Consider the following 18,135-nt stretch of genomic DNA (forward strand, 5'->3'; position numbering starts at 1 on the left):
AAAAAATATGTTAAAGCTTTACAACCACCCACAATAATTTTATAATTCCTAAACAATATTGTCTATGGAATTAATTGCCATTAATATAGATTTTTTCTCTCAAAATAGGTAAAATTGTCTTAAAAACAGAGCTTTATATATTAATATATCAAAAACCTACACACATAAAGGGGGGGTATTTTATGGATAATTTTGTTATATTACAGCAGATGGTTGCCATTGACAGAGCTCAGAACCGTTTTGAACTCCGGGCATCCATACAGACTCTGCTCCGTATCATCGGAAGTTGCACTTCGTCAGAACGAGTTTATATTTTTGACTGGGATGAGACTGACAACGTATTCCGCAACTCATATGAGTGGTGCGGTGACAATGTGCAGCCATGGATTGACAATCTTCAGTCCGTGGATTCCGCCGACATGCCTTACTGGCTGGAAGCATTTGAGCGCGGCGACAGTATAATCATAGATAACGTGGAGGATGTGAAGGATCTCATGCCTTCCGAGTATCAGCTTCTGGTCATGCAGAATATCCACTCTGAGATAGCATTTCCTATCTTCTATAAGGACCAGCTCAAAGGCTTTATCGGTGTGGACAATCCCCACATAGAGAGTTCGGAATCCTTTATAAGTCTGCTTGGGGTTGTGGGCGGTCATCTCGGAAATGTACGGGAGACTCTCAGAATGACCGAGCTTCTTGAGCAGCGCAATAATTCACTCGAAAAGAGCCTGTCGGATCTGAACCGTGAAAGGATGTTCATGTCAGTCCTGTGCACAGACTACATATCCGTCTACTGCGTTGATCTTCAGAATGATTCCCTCGAGCCTTTAAAGCTTGACCCGGTGGCAAACGCTGCCCACATATACGACATCAAAGCCGGGAAAGCATTCTGCTACTCAGAGCTGATCAGACAGTATTATGAAAAATATGTCATCAAAGAATCTGCCCCAGACTTCACAGAAATCCTCAGCGCAGAGCATATACAGAATCATCTTGCCTCTCACCCTAAGCTCTCTTACAGATACCGGGTGACTCCGAACGCAGCGGGTCAGGAAAACTTTGAGGCAGAGATATTCCCTTTTTCAGCGGCCTCAGCTTCAAGGGTGCTGATTGGCTTCAAGCAGATAGACGAGCTTGTGAGCTTTGAACAAAATTCGAGGAGACAGCTGCAGGAGGCACTTGACGAGGCTAACCTGAACAACGAGATCATATCCGCCATAAGCAAGATCTACTTCTCAATATACAGGATAGATCTTACACAGGACATGTACGAGGAGGTGTCCAGTGATAACAAGGTACACAAACTTACAGGCCGCATGGGAAGAGCTTCCTCCAAGATGAAGGAGCTGTGTCACCGCTTCGTCGTTCCCGAATATCAGGACAAGATACTTGATTTCTTCGATCTGTCGACCATCGCAGAGCGTCTCCACACAGACGAGACCATAGCCATGGATTATCTCGCCAACGACGGCAACTGGCACTCGGCAAGATTTATTGTAAAAAAGCGAGATGCTCTCGGCAACGTGACCAGCATACTGTATGCAACAAGGCTTATCAGCGAACAAAAGAGACGTGAACAGAACTGGATGCTCCTGGCAGAGGAAGCCAACAAGGCCAATGAGGCAAAGTCCGAGTTCCTGTCCAAGATGGCTCACGATATAAGAACACCTCTGAATGCCGTAATGGGATTTGCCGACATAGCAAAGCGATCACTAGGCGATCCAAGCAAGATAGACGACTGTCTGGGCAAGCTCAGGACGTCCGGGGCTTATATAGAACAGCTCGTCAGCAACATCCTTGACATAACGAATCTGGAAAACGGCAGACAGCAGCTCAAGCCTTGTGAGACATCTGTATCCGAGCTGTGTCATACTCTGAACATGGTTTTCGATCAGGCTCTCATGAACGACGGACTCAATATAACCTTCAACTGTCACGATATATATCACGACTACATCCTGGCCGATGGACTCAAGCTGAAACAGATCTACTCTAACCTGCTGTCTAACTCCATCAAGTTCACACCTGGTCATGGCGACGTTGGATTTGAATTATATGAGGAAAATATACCAGGCTCCGATAAGATACGTCTCGTCGCCAGAATAAGCGACACGGGAATTGGAATAAAGCCTGAATATCAGGCGAGCATGTTCAACAAATTCTCCCGCGAGACAGACACCAGGATCAGCAAAGTGCGCGGAAGCGGTCTGGGGCTCGCCATAGTAAAGGAGCTTGTGGATCTAATGCAGGGTACCATCACAGTACAGAGCAATCCGGGTGGTGGAACTATCATCGAGGTAAGCATCGACGTCCCTTATATCATAAAGGATGATCTGTGGTCTGGACAATCCGGTGATAGCAGCGACGCAGAATCCCTGTGTGTAGGAATGCACCTTCTGGTGGCAGAGGATAACGAACTCAACTATGAGGTCGTGTCTGAACTTCTGGGTGTGAATGGTATTTCCTGTGAGCGCGCTGAGGACGGCTCCGTGTGCGTTGACATGTTCTCCACATCTGCTGCCGGAACCTACGACGGTATCCTTATGGATCTTCAGATGCCTGTGATGGATGGAATCTCGGCGTCCTACGCCATAAGAAAGCTCGAGCATCCGAATGCACAGAACATTCCTATCATCGCCATCACCGCCAACACATTTGCTAAAGATCTCGAAAGATGCCGTCTGGCAGGCATGAACGAACACCTGTCAAAGCCGCTGAACATAAGGCAGCTTATAAGCATCCTCTCAAAATTCAAGAAATAAAAAAGTCAAGAAATAAAAAAGTCCCTGTATGATATTTCAATCATACAGGGGATTTGCCGTTATTACTTATTCATGATCGCATCTATAGACTTAATGCATGCACTCCTGAGGCCTGACTCCTCGAGGGATGCAACACCGCATATGGTTGTTCCCGCAGGGGAACATACATTGTCCTTCAACACGCCGGGATGCTCCCCTGTCTCTAGCTGAAGTTTTGCTGAACCAAGTATCATCTGTGATATGAGTCTGTACGCAGTCTGTCTAGGCACACCATACTTAACCGCTGCATCCGCATATCCCTCTATGAACAGATCCACAAATGCAGGACCACAGCCGGTTACTGCGCCTCCTATTCCCATGAGATTCGATGGAAGCTCCTCCACAATTCCCACAGCCGCGAACAGCTCTTTGATTTGTGTCCTTTCTTCCTCCTCAAGGGAATTCTGTGCTTCAAAGAGCATAACTCCCTCATATACCATTGCCGGAGTATTCGGCATCACAAACTGCACTCTCACCGAACTGTCAAAATACTCACTGTACTTCTTAAAATCCCAGCCAGCTGCCACCGACACAAGAGCCTTGCCGTGAAGTCTCTCTCCTATCTCAACGAGAACGTCATTGATCTGATAAGGCTTGCATGCCATGATGACCGTATCCACGGCATCCACCAGCTCTGCAAGTGTCTTACACGGGGTAAATCCATACTTCTCTGAGTTCTTCACCAGCTTGTCATAGTGTGGTGCATATGCATATACACTCTCAGCCGCTATCTTCCCTGAATTCACAAATCCTGCACAGAGTGCCTGTGCCATATTACCCATGCCTATGAAACCTAACCTCTCCATGATACATTCTCCTTCTTTCAAGCCTTTATATATTTTGTCTTTTATATCTGTCTTACTCAGCCATCCGGCGAAGCTTCTTTGCACGCTTCTCCTGATAGAGAAGTCTGTCGACAGTTGCAAGCGCCTGGAACACGTCCACATCCTTGTCATTATCTATGGTGCAGAACATGAACAATCCTCTGGTACCTTCAGAAGCAGTCTCCATATATCTGTTGACCATCTCCGGGCATCTGTCTGCAAATCCTCCGATTATGCCCTAGTGCAGCAGACTGCTTATAGTAGCCGCCACATCTTTATCTCCTATGAGAGATATGTTATTTATACAGATAAAATCATTGACCTTTTTGCTCTTCACAAAGTCAAGGATGTTTACCTGTGAATATCTGTAATCTATGATATATATTTTGGAGTAGTGATCCACAAGAAATGGAATAAATGCATTTCCGTAGGACTCCTTCATTACTACACACGATGAACCGTCTGTCACCTTTGGGTTCTCTATCACTGCCATCGGCGTGTCACCGCCCACAAATGTAGAATACATGGTTCCCTTATCCCATCCATTCACATCCATTATGACATTCCACTTCTGCTCCGAGCCATCCTCGTTCCAGTAGGTCATGTCATTTGTTCCTATCGGTTCGTAGGCGTATATCGTATCAGGATTATTCTTCATGTCAGAGTTCTGCAGGGTGCTGTAGAAGCTTCCGAGGAATCCCTTGAAGGTATCCGTCTTCCTCTTGTCACGTGGAATGGCCGTTATGCCCTTAGTCTTGCAGAAATCCTCATACGCATAGTACGCGCCATCCGCGGTCCAGTGGTGATCTGTCCTGAAGAATATATATTCATCCTTATGCGCCTTTAACGTGTCAAATATATCGACCGTCTTCACGCCATTCATCATGCCATAGTAATACTCTATCGCCTGTTTCTGATCGGAACCGCCAAGCTTATCCAGCTCGTCATCCGATAGCAGGACACCTGAATTGTTCGGCACAAGAATATCGTACACATTTGTCTGGCCCGAGAGCTGTGCCGCTGCATTGTTGATAGCATCTATATATTCTGTTGCGGAGTCCTGAACGAAATAGTACAGGCTGTACGCAGAACCATCCTTCACATACAGGTTGTCCTGAAGCTGCTTCTGGAACGCATTGTCCATAGCCTTTGAATCTGGTGGATCGACCGTCTGGACCGAACCGCTCTCAGTTGTCGCATCCTGCTTGTTCTTCGATGTCAGACTCGCAGGAAGTCCTATCTCAGGATCCTCTGTCGTAACCTCCGTGGTACTCTCAGTTGTCGCCTTGCCTGCATCATCAGGAGTGGCGGTCACCGCACTCTTGTCCACCTCAGGTATCTCATCGCCCTTGGCATTTCCTCCAACCACCTGCGTTCCGAGCTGTATTCCGTACAGCTTCTTAAGGCTCTGGTCAGCCGACACAAGCTTATCCCTCATAGGGTATGTGTCAGAATACCACAGTGACACGTCCTCGAAGTATGATCCGTCGAGGAATGACGTTATGGTGAATGACGGAAACTTTGCAAGTGTCCTCTTCTCCATCGTGGATTTCTTAGGTCTGACAAAAAACAGCAGACCGATAAATGCTCCTATCGCCATGACTGCGGCAAATATAAGAACACCCAGAGTTCTGAATTTCTTTAATTGTTGTCTCTGACTTCTGGTATATCTTCTCTTCATAAAAATCACCCATTAAAACTGGAAATACAGGAAAGGATTATAGCTTGCACCCACAAGCGCCAGCACTGAGATCACGAGCATAAGTACCGGTGTTATCATCTCAGTTACATTGAACACGTTGAATACAAGTGGGTTGACCTTTCCAACTTCTATAGCCCATTTTCTGAGTCTCTTGCCCAGATCCGTACACGCAATACATGCAAATATCAGGAAGAATATGTTCTTCACAAATATTGTTCCAAGTGCCATATTTGCAAATCCCGATGTTCCTATTCCAAACATTCCCGCAAGCACTGTTCCAAGCTCACGAAGGCTCTCAAATCTGAATATGGTCCATCCGAACAGGATAACGAGCAGCGTATATATTCTGGATGCCACAGGGCCGAGTCTTCCGCCCAGATAAAACTTCTCCAGAAGGAGGAAGCCCAGATAATAAATTCCCCAGAATATATAATTCCAGCTTGCTCCGTGCCACATTCCCGTGAGGAACCACACGATAGCCATGTTGCGGATGTACTTCGCTGTGCTGCATCTGTTGCCGCCAAGCGGTATATATACGTAATCCCTGAAGAATGAGCTGAGTGATATGTGCCATCTCCTCCAGAAATTATTTACCGATGTAGCCATATATGGGTAGTTAAAGTTCTCATCATAGTGAAAACCTACCATCCTTCCCATTCCGATGGCCATGTCTGAGTATGCTGAGAAATCAAGGTATATCTGAAGCATATACGCTATCATTCCAAGCCACATTTCAAGTGTCGTCTGAGCCTTGAGGCTCGCCACTCCCGCCGGGAGCAGGGTGTCGGCTATGCTGGCACAGGAATTGGCCAGTATCGCCTTCTTTGCCAGTCCGACTGAAAATCTTCTCAGTCCCATGTATATGTCGTTCGCTGTTATCTTCCTGTTGTCTATCTGATCAGCAACGGTCTCATATCTGACGATAGGTCCCGCTATACACTGATGGAACAGACTTGAATACAGAAGGAGCTTCCAGTATTCTCTCTGTGGTCTGACTTCGTTCCTGTACACATCCACCACATATGATATGAGCTGGAATGTATAGAAAGAGATTCCTATTGGGAGAGCTATTCCAGGCACGGTCTTCGGCACGCCGAACACTGCCTTTATGTTGCCGAGGAAAAATCCCAGATACTTGAATATCGCAAGACAGCCGAGCATTATCACAAGGTCACACACAAGATAAAACTTCTCAGATCTCTTGGTATATCCGGCACGTGCCTCATCTATGCGAATGGCAAACAGCCAGCTCACCAGAGTCTCTCCCGCCAGGAGCAGAAGATATCTCGGGCCTCCCCAGGCATAGAACACCAGTGAAAATATCAGCAATACATTATTGCGTTTCTCAGGGCTCACCGCAAAATATGCTATCAGGTTTGCAGTGAGAAAAACAAACAAAAATATTAAACTCGAAAAAACCATAAATATTCTCCCATCATGTCAATCGGCTGTATTATACTTCACAACAGTCAACAACACAATATTAATAATGATTAACTGTACGCTTCGGAATAGGCGCCTACAGATCGGTCATCTGCACTTCCCTGTTCTTTGATGTTCCGTTCACCATGAAGCTCACTCTGCCGTTACCGATCACGATATTTTTCTCCTCTGCACCTATATCAGTTCCCACACTGTTGATCACCTGTGTGTTGATATCCGAGTTGGAAAATTCCAGTCTGGCGGTGTGGGTGCTGTTACCCATGGCGTAGGCATCCTTGCCCTGTGCCACCACCTTGACGTAAGCGTACTGTATGCTGACGTCCGTATCGCCCTCACGGCAGCCTATACCATAACATTCATTTGCCCTGATGTTCATGGTAATATTGATATTCTTCATGGCAACCCTGCAGGACTTTCCATTCATGGTTCCTATGACTGCTGTCGATATGGATGCCCCGGATATCTTGCCGGATATATTGTCAATAGCTATATCCGCGCTTCCGTTATATGAGCCTATGGATACACTTCTGGCGATTCCATTGTATATCTCCATGTCGCAGTTCTCTATGTGAAGAGTGCAGTCGCTGTCCATACAGCCTATCATCACACCCTCCTGACCTCTCTGATCTATCTCGTATCGTCCGTGTCCAATATATATATTACCGCCAAGGCCGGATCCTATTCCAATGCCCCTCATTCCGGTGGCCGTTATGGACAGCGTTCCATCCTGATTGAAATACAGATCTCCGTGTCTCGACGCAAAATCGTTTCCTATTCCAAAGTATCTGCCACCCGCAAGTGTGATCCTCAGATCTCCATCTCCGGCAAGCTCGAGCTTTGACGACTCGGCTACCTGTATACCGCCTGTGCGCAGCTCATTGTCCCCGGTGAGGACTATCCTGACATCGCAGTTGTCTTCTATCTTTATACAAGGTATGCCCTTCTCTCCTCCAAGGCTTATGCTGTCCACCCTGAGCTCGCCTCTGAAGCCGTCTCCTATGGTTATCAGCATGTTGGACTTGAAGCCCGGTGTACCTGTCATGTTGACATACCTGTACTGGTCATCTATCTTCTTGAAATCAAGCGCCGTATATTTGTTAAATGCAAGCTGAACCATCGATATCTCGTCTTCATCGGTTATGACATAGGTCTTCTTGCCATACTTTGTGATCTCGTTCTGATTGTACTGGACTATCTCGTTTATGATCCTCTTATCTATCTCGGCAATCGCCTCCGGTGAAGGCTTCGCCGTGTAGTAACCCTGAATGAGATCTGCGCCAAGTCTGATGACCTCCTTGAGCTCAACATCCAGCTCAACGCCCTCCGCCAGAGTGACGATATCATTGTCATGCGCAAATTCTATAATATCCTTAACAAAATGCTGCTTCTGCGGATCCTCATGTATATTTGTCATGAGCATCCTGTCTATCTTCACGTAACGCGGCATATATCTGAGAAGATTGTTGACATTTGAATAACCTGAGCCATAGTCATCTATGGCGGTCTCTATGTTCATCCTGCCGTACTTGTCCTTTATCTGATCCAGTAGCTGGTCGCTCATCTCAGCCTCCTCGGTGAATTCCACGACCACCTGTCCACCAAATTCCCTGAGTTTGCTCTCTATGACAGCGGTGTCCTCCTCCGACAGCCTGCAGCCCGGTATACTGTTAAAGAATATCTTTCTGCCCTCAAGTTCCTCTCGCTTGTCCTCAACGAGTCTCAACACATTGATAAATGTGGCTCTCTCCACATCGCTCAGACGTCCAAGTCTCTCAGCACTCTGTATTATGTCGAGAGGAGACATGTACTGCTCTCCTGCCGATCTCATGAGCACCTCATAGGCATAGATCTGACCTGTGCGGGCATTAACTATAGGCTGGAAATGATATGTGAGCAGATTCCTGTCAAGAATCTCCGTGGCAAGCTTGTCCTTCTCTATATCCTCCTGTGACAGCTCTGCATTTCTCGTGCTCTCAATGTACGCCTTCATCTTGGCATTGTTCTTGTTGCTTATGAGTGCGTTCACATAGTTGTCCAGAGCCTCCGCATTCGCAACCATCTGTCTGTCCACCGCATAGCATATCTCCATGACAAAATTGTCGCCATTTGTCCTGTTAAACTCCCTGGTACGGCTCTCCACACTCTTAACTATGGCGTCTGCGTGATCCTCCGCATCTCCCATCACCTGATATGCCACGATGAACTCATCGTTACACATTCTCATACATACGTCTGATTTCTCAAGGGATGCCGAGATCATTCTGGCAAGTGCCTGTATGGCCTCGTCCCCAACCTTTCTGCCGAGACTTGCATTTATCTGTCCCAGTCCCTTTATATCTATAGCCAGCAGCTCAATGCTCCTGCCATGTGCAACGGCATCGTTACACATATCCCTGCACCTCGCCATAAATCCGTTATAATTGTACACTCCGGTCAGATCATCACGGATCTGCGATGCATTGACCTTGTCCAGAAGCTTCTGAAGACTCGCCTGTCTGTAGAACGCCTCCATGCCCTGCATGATCTGCTTGATCCATGTGCTATATGAAATATCGTACGCCCTGCACTCGCTTCCATAGCTCACAACCGCATATCCAAAACATCTGTCGTCGAAATTGAGTGGAGTGAATATGTAAGCCTCAGGTCTGTCCCTGTCTGCATCCAGCTCAGGTATCAGTCTGGACACGTCAAAACAGTCATCGAAATCTATCGCACCGTCTCCATCACCGCAGCTTCTGATGACCCTGTATATATTCTTCGTGTATCCGACTCTCAGTGCATTTGACCCCATCATGACCTCAGGAAACTTCCAATATTCATTCAGGCAGAGACTGAAACTGCTCATGTTGCCATCCGTGTGGGCATACTGGAATATGGTATTGTAGAATTCCCTGTAATCTCTCTGGGATAACAGATCCTCCATCATATGGTTATAGTATGAACCATAGATTCCCGGCCGAGCGTTCATATCCCATGCCGTCACGTCTCTCTTTCCCGGCTTCTCCGTACACTGCTCACATCCACAGCTTTTTCCCCAGTGTATAGACGCACTGCTCCTATAGTTCTCCAGAGATCTTCCGTTTATCTCTGCGTCTATCCATTTTGCGGCGTACTCGCCGTCAACCTTTGCAGGTATATCAACCGATGTCAGCGGTATGACTCTGTCATCGTTCGTCTCCGCAGCGTCATATCCCGTTATCGCTATATCCTCAGGGACCTTAACGCCTCTCTGTTCCAGCTCAGCCGCCAGCCCCAGTGCCATGTGATCACTGGCACACACCACAGCCTGTGGAAGTCTGTCTCTGTTCTCTGTTATCTCCATTGCGGTCTGGCGTCCTGAGTCAAACCAGTTATTGCCATAGTAGACCGACGATTCATCCACAGCGATACCATGACTCTTCATGCTGTCAAAGAATCCCTGCTTCTTCAGCTCGGAATTGGCAGTATTCTCCCAGCCATCAAGCAGCACTATATCACGGTATCCGTGCTCTTCTATGAGATGATCCATAAGCCCGCATATATTCTTTCTGTGATCAATATTTATGGATTTATATCCTTCTATCTCGTCGCCGACTATCAGTACCGGGCCATCAAACTCATGCTCCACACGCCACCGGAGTCCCTCCTCTGTTCCCGGCGTCCTGATCCTGTCAGTACATATGACCACCGCATCATATTTGTCAAATTCTATCAGGTTGAATATGTTGGCGTCCCCCACTTCTCTGCTAGCTGTATCCTGATACTTCAGATACATTGAGAACACGCACACATCATAATCAAGCTGAAATGCCTTCTCAAAAAACCCCGAGAGGAATCTACCCTGGGTGTACTCATCAGCCTGGGCTGTCAGTACCGCAATCCTCTTCCTTGTCATAACATATACACCCTTTACCCTTTTAATTTTTACCCCCTGGGCACCATATCCACCAAATAACATGCCCATAATTAGTATAATTCTATCACGTTCTGTCGAAAGTGTATATCTTTTTTATTTTGCCGTATCACCCATGCTTCCGGCACGCAAAAAGGACGCATATACGGAAAATCTGTATTCCGGTATGCGTCCCTTTGTATGGCTTTATAATATGCTCTATCTTACGATTAGAACTCTGCCTCAACACACTCAAGTGCTGCTGCGATTACCTTGTCCATATCATAATACTTGTACTGTCCAAGTCTTCCGCCGAATATTACATCCTTGCGTGTCTCTGCAAGCTCCTTGTACTTCTCATAAAGCGCATTGTTCTTGTCGTTGTTTACAGGGTAGTATGGCTCTACGCCCGGCTTCCACTCTGCTGAATACTCACGGCTGATAACTGTCTTTGGCTGCTTTCCAAACTCAAAGTGCTTGTGCTCGATTATTCTTGTGTATGGAACATCTCTGTGTGTGTAGTTCACAACAGCATTTCCCTGGTAGTTCTCCTCATCGAGTACCTCTGTCTCGAATCTTACTGAACGGTACTCAAGTGGTCCGTACTGGAATCCGAAGAACTCATCGATCATACCTGTGTATACAGTCTTGTCTGCGATGTCAGGATTCTCCTTGATAAAATCGAAGTAATCTGTGTCAGTCTTGACCTCAGCGCCCTCAAGCATCTTCTCAATGATCTGTGTGTATCCGCCCATTGGGATTCCCTGGAAACGGTCATTGAAGTAGTTGTTGTCGTATATGAATCTCAGAGGCAGTCTCTTGATAATGAATGCAGGAAGCTCTGTACATGGTCTTCCCCACTGCTTCTCTGTGTATCCCTTGACAAGCTTCTCATACACATCTGTACCGGCAAGCTTGAGTGCCTGCTCCTCAAGGTTCTTTGGCTCTCCAATGTTCAGATCTGCGATCTGCTTCTCGATGATTGCCTTTGCCTCTGAAGGCTTCTTGATTCCCCACATCTTGCTGAATGTGTTCATGTTGAATGGAAGGTTGTACAGCTCATCCTTGTATGAAGCTACAGGTGAGTTAATGTAGTTGTTGAACTCTGCAAACTGGTTTACATACTCCCAGATCTTCTTGTCAGATGTGTGGAATATATGTGCGCCATACTTGTGAACGTTTATACCCTCCACCTGCTCTGTGTAAATGTTGCCGGCAATATGTGGACGCTTGTCTATAACCAGACAGCTCTTGCCTCTCTTGCCTGCCTCGTATGCAAATACTGCGCCGAATAATCCGGCTCCTACTATGAGGTAATCATACTTTGCCATGTTACTTAATCCTCCTTATCTTCCGCCAATCTCTTATCTATAATTGGATATGCTCTATAACCCTCAAACTCCTTAGGTCTGAACAATACTTCCTTAAGCCATGCAAGGGATCTCTCCCTCTCTGACATAAGTATCTTATTGACATTGTCGTAATCCACAGGCTTCAACAGCTCATCATTTCCAAGAATGTCTGCCGCATCCTGAACGTAATGATCTCTCACCTGGAATACATCCACGAGGGATTCAAATCTTGTCATTCCTCTTGCACTGTTTGCAAGTCCGATAAAGTTTGTCTCAAATACAAGTGAGAAGCTTATTCCGTGGCATGAATCAGTGAGAACGAAATCTGCATTTCTGAAATAGTTCAGCCAGTCCTCGACTGTTATGTCGTCGACGATCTTGTCGTCCATATCCATGATCTGACGGTTCTTCACCGGGTCCTTTGGACGTCCGTCCAGAAGAACAACTACCTCAAGGCCGAGCTTCTCTGAAACCTCAACCACTGCGGCTCTCTTCTCCGGAGTTGGATCAAGTATATATGCAAGCATATATTTGCCATCGTGCTTCTTCTTTGCCTTGTCTGCCAGTGAATCGAATACCTTTCTGTCTGCAACAAATACAGGATCGAGAACTCTCACCGCATCTATTCCATACACATCCTTACAGATCTCAACTCCACTGGTCTCTCTGATGGATATTCCATCAAACTGTCTCATGTATTCAGATATCGTCTCCCTGTCCTGTACATTGCAGAAATCCCTGTCATGTCCAAATGATGCAGAGAATGCGATCTTCTTCTTATCCGGCTCAACAAAATCGAAATAGAATGAGAAGCCGAAGCCTCTGCTTATACCTCTGTTCCACACCTGATCTGATCCCATGATGAATGTATCGACCTTGGAATTGAGCTCTCTCATATCCTTCAGTGTGTATCTCTTGCTCTCATGGTAATGTGCCTTTGCAAATCTTCTCGCATGGGTGTCAGGCTTGCCGGCTCCGGTCTTGGCTGCAGGCATGTCTATCATGAGCACTGACAGACCAAATGATCTGATGATCTCGTGAAGTGCGTAATAGGTAGCAACACTTCCGTAGTTTGCACCGAACCACACGCCATATATACCTACATCGTACTTGTCCTTTATGGCATAATCGTATGCCTTCTCCATGGATGAGCCATTCTTTATCTGCTCAAAATATCTCTGTCTGGCAGGATGATTCTTGAAGCAGTGGTCAAAAGGCTGTCCTGTCTTAAGCACATCATCACGCGGAATCTCCTTGTTCAGGAGCAGCTTGTCCGCTATGGCTGCATATATCTTCTCACCCTGTGGACTGTTGACTGACACAATGGATGTTCCCTTGCCGTCAGTGTAATCTCTGTTGTACTTCTGGATTCCCCAGAAATCTGCAAGTGTTATATCACCTGTTCTCGGAAGCTTCGCATATGCGCAGTGTCCACAGAACTTTCTCGTCGATATACAAGGAAGGAATGCTCTGTAATATGGATCCTGTGTCCTTGTTCTGTGATAAACTGTTCCGTCAGTGTACTTTACAGTCATCTCTGTAGACCAGCCGAAGTAGTCCTTGTCTCTGAATCCAACATCAGCAACCTTGCCCTGATCCTTGCCGTGGTATTTGTTCAGATAATCATCGAACAGCTTTGGCGATGGGCCGCCGTGGCACATCAGATCTATTGTGTAGAGATTTGATATATCCACATTCTTGAGTGTTGCGTAAAGTCCTGCGACCTGACATCCGCATCCGCAGAATACTACCACTCTGCCTTCCTTGAGTATCTTCTTAACGTCCGCATACACCTTCGATGCATCAGCCTGAACATACTTGGATTTTCTGAGCTTGTCCAGATCATCCGGGCTCTCTATGATAAAGTGTTCAACCTTAAAATCGTCTGTGTATCCTGCTCCGCATACAGCTCCACCCTGCTCAAATGCATACTCAGCCAGCAGTGTGAATATTCCACCTGACGAACTCTTTGCCCTTATCTCATCGTCTGCATATGCCGCATAGCATGCAGGCTCGACAGTGTTCTTATACTCAAGATTTATAGATGGACAGATCTTTCTGCACAGACCGCAGTTTGTACATTTGCTGCGATCCACTACAGGAGCAAGAAATCCCTCTGAATCATACTTCATGCTTATAGCATTTACCGGACATACACTGTAGCACGCGCCGCAGCCACAGCAGTAATCAGGATGTATGCATCCGACTGTCTTGTCGCTGTCTCGTCTCACCGCTTTCTTTCTCCACTCTACTCGCTCTTCTTCTCTCTGTCTGGCACTCTCCTGCTTCTCAAACACTTTGATCTCAGGCTCTGCTTTTTCCTTCGTGGTGAATACCTTATTCATCCTGATCTCAGCAGGCTCGACCTTTACAACAGGCTTTTTGCCGTCTCTGAGAGCGTAATCACCGCTCATCGCCCTCTGCGCCGCATTTACTCGCTGGGACGCCTTGAGCTTATCCTTTGGCTTCGAACCGTTCTTCTCTGAGGTGTAATCTCCCCCCAGTGCTCTTCCCGCAGCCGCCAAACGGTTTTTTATACCTTTAATAGTAGCCATACCCTAAAGATACTCCTTCCATATCACTTTATATATGCAGATATTCCTTCCAGAACTTAGTTGTCTTCATCTCGTCAAATGCATTTCTGTAAGCCTGCTCAACTTCCACATGTGTCTTCTTGTATTTAGCCAATACTTTTCTATATCTCTTTATAAGCGCAAAACAATGCTTTCTGTTGATTGTTCTTCTGACTCCTGTTCCACCGTTCTTGTTCACGGCAACGAGAGTCTTCTTCATGTAATTCTTTCCCGGAACAAAGAACCAGTCGTACGCGATGATATACGGTGTTCTTCTGAGCATGAAGTTTGGAAGAAGATGTCCGTTTATCGTGAGCACATACATTACCTTGCGGAACAGATTAAGACTCTCATACTTGTATGGATCTGTAGGAAGATCCCCTGCATAGCCAAGCTCTGCCAGCGGCACAAGCTTCTCGTTCTTAGCATTGTGCTCCTTGAGGCTCTGCTCTCCGTCAAGATGCATGATATACTCTGGTCCCTTGAGGTAATCCTCAATGGAATCTATGAGCAGCTCAGCATTGTTGTATGCAAATCTGGTTATATCCTTCCAGAACATTCCCTTTACTCTCGCAAGGAAATCCACATCCTGGCATATTCCGCTTGCCGCCTGGATAACAAAACTGTTTCTGTGAACCTGATAAAGCTCCATGGCGGCGTTGAATTTGCCTGCAAATCCCACATGCCATATACAGATACCATTAAGTGCTATAAATCCCGGCTTATTTCTCAGTGAGAACTCTACATCGTCACCTCTGACAAATACCGGAAGTGGTAAGCCTCTGTCCTCGATGTGCTCCACAGGTATACAGCAGTACCACCAGCCTGCATATGCATCATCGACATTGAAACTGTAGTTCTCATTTGCAACTATGTTCTTGAGAAGCCTCATATCCATAGCTGACTTGACCGGACCGTATGATCCGTCTGCCTTGTGGACAAATCCCACGTCCTCATACTGCTTCTGGCGTATGTCGTAATCGAACATGGCTCCACTCAGGAAGCACTTCTTGTACTCGTCTTTGAGGAGTCTGAGCAGATAATATGTTCTGAACAAACTCTCTGGCATGACCATAACGTCATCATCCATGAGGAGTACATGTGTAGGCTTCTTTGGAAGCTCCAGTGCCTCTATCATTCCACGGGTGAAACCGCCGGCTCCACCTACGTTGTTATTCATATAAACCTTGAGATCCTCACTGTCGAGCTCTGATGGATCGAGTTCTCTGTCATTGTCAATGACATGTACGAACATGTGTCCCTTGATGTCGCTTCCATCATAGAGTACATTTGACTTGATGAGGTCTATATTACGCTTGATATATTCCTGCTTCTTGAATGTTGTTGTGACAAGAGAGATATTTACATCTCTTATTCTGTCCTCCTCGATGTCAGCAGAATAGTATCCGCTGTATATCTCTGTATCTTCCAGGGTATCCATATAGAAACCTACAAGAGCCTTATCTGTCTCTGGTATGTTCACAACCACCTCTGAAACCTCATCACTCTCAACTACCTGTGATACAAGTGGATTGTAGGTAACCGCAACGGATGCTGAATATATTGCATATACGGATATTGTAGCTTTTCCCTTCATTGTGAGGTGGAGCTTGAAGTTCTTTACCCCTGTATACTCTGACCAGCGTTTTACCTGAATGCAGTTGTAATAGCTCATGAAATTAACCTTTGTGAGCTTCTCAACAACATGACATTTCTTCTCTGAGTCGTATATAAATGGTGATTCCTCTCCCTTTCCAATGGCGCTGAATTCAGGATACTCTATCAAGTTCACATCCAGATTCATCTGCAGCATCACATTCTGCAACTTCACATTCTGTAACATTATCCAATCCTCCTGTGTTGTATATCAAACATCTTGCCTGATTTCTTGTTATTTCTTGTCCTTGCTCTGGGTCTTTGCCGGTGCAGGTGCATCCATCTCGGCCTTGAATGCATCGCATACCGTATCGGCATCTCCCACCATAACTACATTTCCATGATCCAGCCACATAGCCTTGTTACACTGCTTCTTGACAGCAGCTATGTTGTGGGATACATACAGCAGGGTCGTTCCATCCTCCAGCATGGCAGTCATCTTGGCCGCACACTTCTTCTTGAATCGCATATCACCTACAGCAAGTATCTCATCCGCAATGAGAATATCCGGCTCAACCGCCGTCGCTATGGAGAATGCAAGTCTTGTCTTCATACCTGAAGAAAAGTTCTTGACCGGAGAGTCAAGGAAATCCTGCAACTCTGAAAACTCAACTATATCGTCAAACTTTGACTCTATAAATGCCTTTGAATATCCCAGCAGAGTTCCGTTGAGAAATATATTCTCACGGGCCGTGAGCTGTGGATCGATTCCGGCTCCAAGCTCTATGAGGGCTGCCACAGTTCCCGATACCTTAACAGTACCGCTGGCAGGCTTCAATATTCTGCTGACTACCTTGAGCAGGGTGGATTTTCCGGCACCATTGGTTCCAAGGAAGCCCCACGCCTCGCCCTTCTTTATATCAAGATTGATGTCCTTTAACGCTATGAACTCCTGGAACATCAACTGTTTTGTCACAAGTCTTATAAAATACTCTTTCAGATTGTCCACCTTCAGATTGTTCTTGTTGAATCTTATGGTCACATCCTTGAGCTCTATAATGGTCTCACCCTTTGCCACAGTTGTTGTACGCTGTGCATTTGAGGTGAAAATCTTCTTATCATCAAGTTCGTTCTTTTTCTCTTCTACGTTAGCCAACTGCCACACCTCCTAAATATACAGAATGAACTTGTCCTGATTCTTCTTGAAACACAGCACTCCCAGTCCAAAGAAAAAGAATGCATAGAGGAATCCGAGACCGATAGTAGTGAGATCAGGCATCACTCCCTGATGCGCTATGCATCTAAACTGCTTGATATATACATACAGTGGGTTGAAGTAATTCACAAGTAACTTCAACCAGTCTGGCAGCATATCTATAGGATAGAATATCGCTGAACAGTACATCCACGCTGTGGTGACCGCATTCCATATATATCTTGTATCTCTGAAGAATACATGGAGCTGTGCAAGAAAAAAGCCCAATCCGCAGGCAAATATATAGGCCTGAAGGAATATGAACGGGAACAACAGCATCGTCCAGTAAAATGGTGAACGTGTGAATATGATAACGATAAGAAACGCTCCCAGTGAAAACAGGCAGTCAACAAGTGAGCTTGTGATCTTTGCCAGCGGGAACATAAACTTTGACACATACGTTTTCTTAAGCAGTGACGAATTATCTGTTATACTTCCAAGTGCCTTACCACATGCACCTATTACAAATTCGTACAGTATACGTCCTGCAAAAAGGTACACAGGGAAGTGTGGTATCGATCTGTTGAACATCTTGGAGAATACGATAACCATTACGATCATGATGAGCAATGGGTTCAGGATACTCCACACATATCCAAGAAAACTTCTTCTATACTTTAACTTTATATCTCTTGAAACAAGCTGATTTAAAAGATCTTTATAATTAAAAACTTCTAAAAAGCTTCCGCTTTTTACTTTCATTTTTCGTTAATCCTCC

Annotated in this window: 11 protein-coding genes; 1 reads left to right on the forward strand and 10 read right to left on the reverse strand. The window is 45.9% G+C overall.

Going from position 1 to position 18,135, the window contains the following annotated elements; translation table 11 throughout:
* Window positions 1–182: 182 nt before the first annotated feature.
* Window positions 183–2,762, forward strand: coding sequence for a hybrid sensor histidine kinase/response regulator (locus DXB91_RS04760; RefSeq protein ID WP_117550155.1), 2,580 nt, complete (start codon window positions 183–185; stop codon window positions 2,760–2,762).
* Between the two features lie 62 nt (window positions 2,763–2,824).
* On the opposite strand, the gene proC is transcribed toward DXB91_RS04760, so the two are convergent.
* The 10 genes from proC to DXB91_RS04805 all read right to left on the reverse strand — a co-directional run bounded on the left by proC (window position 2,825) and on the right by DXB91_RS04805 (window position 18,119).
* The gene (gene proC / locus DXB91_RS04765) at window positions 2,825–3,607 is read right to left on the reverse strand and encodes a pyrroline-5-carboxylate reductase (RefSeq protein WP_055272153.1); all 783 of its coding nucleotides are present in this window, start codon (window positions 3,605–3,607) and stop codon (window positions 2,825–2,827) included.
* 52 nt (window positions 3,608–3,659) lie between these two features.
* A complete protein-coding gene (locus DXB91_RS14100; protein WP_158547596.1) occupies window positions 3,660–3,827 on the reverse strand; it encodes a hypothetical protein in 168 nt (55 codons plus the stop codon).
* A gap of 36 nt (window positions 3,828–3,863) precedes the next feature.
* A complete protein-coding gene (locus DXB91_RS04770; RefSeq protein WP_055272150.1) occupies window positions 3,864–5,306 on the reverse strand; it encodes a DHHW family protein in 1,443 nt (480 codons plus the stop codon).
* 12 nt (window positions 5,307–5,318) lie between these two features.
* Window positions 5,319–6,749, reverse strand: coding sequence for an MBOAT family O-acyltransferase (locus tag DXB91_RS04775; RefSeq protein WP_117550149.1), 1,431 nt, complete (start codon window positions 6,747–6,749; stop codon window positions 5,319–5,321).
* 97 nt (window positions 6,750–6,846) lie between these two features.
* Window positions 6,847–10,644, reverse strand: coding sequence for an EAL domain-containing protein (locus DXB91_RS04780; RefSeq protein WP_243003518.1), 3,798 nt, complete (start codon window positions 10,642–10,644; stop codon window positions 6,847–6,849).
* Window positions 10,645–10,871: 227 nt separating this feature from the next.
* Window positions 10,872–11,972 carry a UDP-galactopyranose mutase gene (gene glf / locus DXB91_RS04785; protein WP_015534596.1) on the reverse strand — a complete coding sequence of 367 codons (1,101 nt, stop codon included), beginning with the start codon at window positions 11,970–11,972 and terminating at the stop codon, window positions 10,872–10,874.
* A gap of 5 nt (window positions 11,973–11,977) precedes the next feature.
* Complete coding sequence (locus DXB91_RS04790) at window positions 11,978–14,548, reverse strand: polysaccharide pyruvyl transferase family protein (protein WP_118016949.1); 2,571 nt, start codon at window positions 14,546–14,548, stop codon at window positions 11,978–11,980.
* Window positions 14,549–14,576: 28 nt separating this feature from the next.
* Window positions 14,577–16,409 (reverse strand): glycosyltransferase family 2 protein, encoded by a 1,833-nt coding sequence (locus DXB91_RS04795; protein WP_118016950.1) that lies wholly within the window; start codon window positions 16,407–16,409, stop codon window positions 14,577–14,579.
* A gap of 48 nt (window positions 16,410–16,457) precedes the next feature.
* Window positions 16,458–17,318, reverse strand: a complete 861-nt coding sequence (locus tag DXB91_RS04800; protein WP_330416317.1) for an ABC transporter ATP-binding protein — start codon at window positions 17,316–17,318, stop codon at window positions 16,458–16,460.
* Window positions 17,319–17,330: 12 nt separating this feature from the next.
* Window positions 17,331–18,119 (reverse strand): ABC transporter permease, encoded by a 789-nt coding sequence (locus DXB91_RS04805; RefSeq protein ID WP_015534593.1) that lies wholly within the window; start codon window positions 18,117–18,119, stop codon window positions 17,331–17,333.
* Window positions 18,120–18,135 lie beyond the last annotated feature (16 nt).

It is taken from the genome of Coprococcus sp. OM06-34AC (assembly GCF_003462545.1).
Taxonomy (GTDB): Bacteria; Bacillota; Clostridia; order Lachnospirales; family Lachnospiraceae; genus Coprococcus; species Coprococcus aceti.